1 pseudogene is annotated in these 267 nt (G+C 42.7%); it reads left to right on the top strand.

Annotated features, from left to right (window positions below):
• A pseudogene (locus tag SB756_RS30845) lies at nucleotides 1–267 on the top strand (aspartate-semialdehyde dehydrogenase); the annotation flags it as partial.

Genomic DNA, 267 nt, shown 5'->3' with positions numbered 1-267 from the left:
ATGAAAAAAGTAGGTTTAGTCGGTTGGCGTGGCATGGTTGGTTCTGTGTTATTAGAGCGTATGGAAAAGCAAAATGATTTTGCCAATATAGACACCACTTTTTTTACTACCTCACAAGCCGGACAACTTGGTCCTGATTTAGCGGGTGATGCAAAACCGCTACTTGATGCAAGCGATGTATCTGAACTTTCAAAAATGGATATTATTGTTACGTGTCAAGGGGGCGATTACACCAAAGCGGTTTACCCAAAGCTTCGTGAATCGGGG

Source organism: Pseudomonas sp. SIMBA_068 (assembly GCF_046534705.1).
Taxonomy (GTDB): Bacteria; Pseudomonadota; Gammaproteobacteria; order Pseudomonadales; family Pseudomonadaceae; genus Aquipseudomonas; species Aquipseudomonas putida.
Note: the sequence above shows the minus strand (reverse complement) of the source record. Positions and strands in the feature narration are given on the sequence as shown.